This is a genomic window from Candidatus Palauibacter australiensis, from assembly GCA_026705295.1.
GTDB lineage: Bacteria > Gemmatimonadota > Gemmatimonadetes > Palauibacterales > Palauibacteraceae > Palauibacter > Palauibacter australiensis.
This window is the reverse complement of sequence record JAPPBA010000071.1, coordinates 1-3,317: the sequence shown is the minus strand read 5'-3', so window position 1 is coordinate 3,317 and position 3,317 is coordinate 1. Positions and strand designations below refer to the sequence as shown.

The following is a 3,317-nucleotide window of genomic DNA, read 5'->3' as shown; positions in this document are numbered from 1 at the left end:
AGGTCGATCCCCCTTAGGACGGGGAGGAGACCGCCATTCGGGCTCGGAAAGGTCCGCTCGAGTCCCGCCGCCCGCACCGCGGACGGCGCCTCTCCCCCGCGACCCGCCGTCATTCGTGCCGGATGGCGTCGACCGGCGCGAGCGCCGCGGCCTTTCGCGCCGGATAAATGGTGGCCAGGTAGGAGATGAGCAGCGATCCGAGGATGATCAGGGTGACATCGAGCGGCGCGAGCGAGATCGGCAGCCGGTCGATGAAGTACACGTCGCTCGGCAGAGCGATGAACTCGTAGCGGGTCAGCGCCCAGGCGAGGATGGCGCCGAGCACGGCCCCCAGGGTCGTACCGACGACGCCGATGAAGAGCCCCATGTTCGTGAAGACCCTCCCGACGCTGCCGGCCGACACCCCCATCGAGCGGAGAATGCCGATCTCGCGCGTGCGGTCCGCGACCATCATCACCAGCGTCGAGACGATGTTGAACGAAGCGACGAGGACGATGAGGATGAGGACGACGGCCATGCCGAGCTTCTCGAGCCGGAGCGCCGAGAAGAGGCTCTGGTTGAGTTCCTGCCAGCCCTCCACCCGGTAGGGCCAGCCGAGCGCCTCCTCCAGCCGCGCGGACACCTCGGTCGCCTCCCACGGGTCGCTCACGTCGAACTCGATCCCGGTCACGGCGTCGCCGAGTCCGAGGAGCGACTGGGCTTCCGCGATCGGGGCCATCACCAGTTCGTCGTCGTACTGGTAGAGTCCGGTCTGGAAGATCCCGGTGACCTCGAAGCGCTCGAGCGCGGGCGAAAACCCGATGGCGGAGAGCGGTGCGTTCTGAGTCGATACCGCGGTGAGGAGCTTGCCCTGATAGAGGCCGAGCTTCTGCGCGAGCCCGCGGCCCGCCACGAGGCCGGGGTGGCCGGACTCGGTCGGCCCGAAGGGCGGCTCCCCGATGATGAGGTGTTCCATGAGTCCCGCGACCCGCATCCCCTCGGGATCGTCCGGGATGCCGCGCAGGACCACGGACTGGTTGTAGTTGTCGCCCGCGTTGAGCACGACCTCGGTGAAGACGAACGGGGAGGCCGCGATCACATCGGGGTCCTGTCGGACACGGCCCAGCACCGTCTCCCAATCCTCCATCTTGAAGCCGCTGTCGAGTTCCATCACGTGCGCGTGCGGACCGCCGCTGAGGATCCGGTCTCTCAGGCTCTCCTGGAGGCCGTTGAGGACGCCGATCACGACGATGAGGGCCATCACGCCGACGGCGACGCCTCCCACCGCGAGACTCGAGATGAAGGCGACGAGCCTCGAGTCCTTCTCGTCCACGGTGCCGGCGCCCGCGAGGGGCCGCCAAGGCCGGCGGAGGAAGCGGCCGACGGCGCGGAACACTCCGAAGGCGGACATGCGACGCCCGGTCCCCCGCAGATAGCGCCGGGCGACGAAACGCTCGAAGCGCCCCCGCCCTCCGCTCACGACTGTCCCTCCTCGGGACGGAGGATGGGGAAGAGGACAACGTCACGAATCGAAGTCTGCCCCGTCATCAACATCACGAGGCGGTCGACCCCGAGCCCGAACCCGCCCGTGGGCGGCAGCCCGTATTCAAGGGCCCGCACGTAGTCCTCGTCGATCTCCATCGCCTCCTGGTCGCCGGCCTCCCTCAGGCGTTGTTGCGCCGCGAACCGGTTCCACTGGTCCTCCGGGTCGTTGAGTTCGCTGAACGCGTTCACGAGCTCGAAGCCGCACACGATGACCTCGAACCGCTCCGCGAACTCCGGCTCGCCCCGCTTCGGTTTTGCGAGCGGGCTCATCTCGATCGGGTGACCGTACACGAAGACGGGATCCGTGATCCGGTCTTCGACCCGCTCCGAGAACAGCGTGTCGAGCAGCTGCACGCGGGAGAGCTCGTCCGCGTCGACGCGCCCGGTCTTCCTTGCCAGGGCGCGGAGGTCCTCCTCCGGGGCCTCCCGCGGATCGAGTCCGGTGGCCTCCGAGAAGGCCTCGTCCCAGCGGACCCGGGCCCAGGGGGCGGCGAGGTCGACGACCGCCCCGTCGTATTCGAAGCGCGTCGTCCCCATCACCTCCCGCGCGACGTCGCCGATCATCGTCTCGGTGAGCCCCATCACATCTTCATAGTCGGCGAACGCGAAGTACAACTCGAGCATCGTGAACTCGGGGTTGTGCGTACGGTCGATCCCCTCGTTCCGAAAATCGTGTCCGATCTCGTATACGCGGTCGAGATTCCCGACGATGAGCCGCTTCAGGTAGAGTTCATCCGCGATCCGCAGGAACATCTTCCGGTCGAGCCGGTGGTGGTACGTGGAGAAGGGCCGGGCGAGCGCGCCGCCGTAGAGCGGTTGCAGGATCGGAGTCTCCACCTCGAGGAACCCGCGCGCGTCGAGCCAACGGCGGAGTTCCGTGACGATTCTTGCCCGGATCCGGAACACCTCGCGGACCTCCGGGTTCACCGCCAGATCCGCATAGCGCTGCCGATAGCGCGAGGCCTGGTCGCTGAACCCGCTGTGCACGACCCGCCGTCCATCCTCGGCGACTTCCTCCTTCCCGAACGGGAGTGGACGGAGGGTCTTGGTCAGGAGGTCCAGCGATTCGGCGCGAACCGTGACTTCGCCGCGCCGGGTCCGGAAGACGGGTCCCCCGACGCCGATCCAGTCCCCGAGGTCGAGCAGGTCCATGAGCGCGGAGCCCTCTTCGCCCAGGAGGTTGCGCCGCAGGTGGATCTGCAACCGTCCGTCGCGGTCCCCGATATGCGCGAAGGCGCTCCCGCCCAGATCGCGGTAGGAGAGGATGCGGCCCGCGACCCGAACCCCCTCGAGTTCGGGAGGATCCCCGCCGTCCGTTGCCCCGGCGGCCGCCGCTTCCGCCTCCTCGAAGGCCGCGAAGGCCTCGCGCAGCCCGTGGGAACGGTCGAAGGCGTGCCCGTACGGGTCGACGCCGAGTTCGCGCAGCCGGACGAGTTTCGCAAAGCGGTCCCTTAGGGGCTTCGGCCGCTCGCGCGACGCGTACCAGCAGGCGGGGCAGACGCCGTCCCGGAGTCCCGGAAAGGCGGAGCCGCAGGGGGGGCAGATCACCAGCCCGTCTTGTCGGATTCCCTTCATGCGCCCGTCTTGCCGGATTCCTGGAGAAACGCCTGGATGAATCCGTCGATCTCGCCGTCGAGCACGGCGTCGACGTTGCCGACCTCGAGATTCGTCCGGTGGTCCTTGACCATCTTGTAAGGCTGCAGGACGTAGGACCGGATCTGCCGGCCCCATTCGATTCGCGTCTTCGCCCCCTCCAGTTCGGCCCGGCGCGCTTCCCGTTCCTCGACGGCCCG

General features: G+C 68.3%; 3 protein-coding genes. All 3 read right to left on the bottom strand.

Annotation, left to right across the window (positions count from 1 at the left end; genetic code table 11):
• Positions 1-109: 109 nt before the first annotated feature.
• Positions 110-1,459 carry an ABC transporter permease gene (locus OXN85_05070; protein ID MCY3599320.1) on the bottom strand — a complete coding sequence of 450 codons (1,350 nt, stop codon included), beginning with the start codon at positions 1,457-1,459 and terminating at the stop codon, positions 110-112.
• Positions 1,456-3,099, bottom strand: a complete 1,644-nt coding sequence (gene lysS / locus OXN85_05065; GenBank protein MCY3599319.1) for a lysine--tRNA ligase — start codon at positions 3,097-3,099, stop codon at positions 1,456-1,458. The genes OXN85_05070 and lysS overlap by 4 nt, the downstream gene beginning before the upstream one ends.
• On the bottom strand, positions 3,096-3,317 hold a 222-nt coding region (gene prfB / locus OXN85_05060), incomplete at its 5' end, for a peptide chain release factor 2 (GenBank protein MCY3599318.1). The genes lysS and prfB, both read right to left, overlap by 4 nt.

Bases quoted from the DNA above. Each gene is read 5' to 3' on its own strand.
- lysS (MCY3599319.1), bottom strand. From the start codon at position 3,099: ATGAAGGGAATCCGACAAGACGGGCTGGTGATCTGCCCCCCCTGCGGC.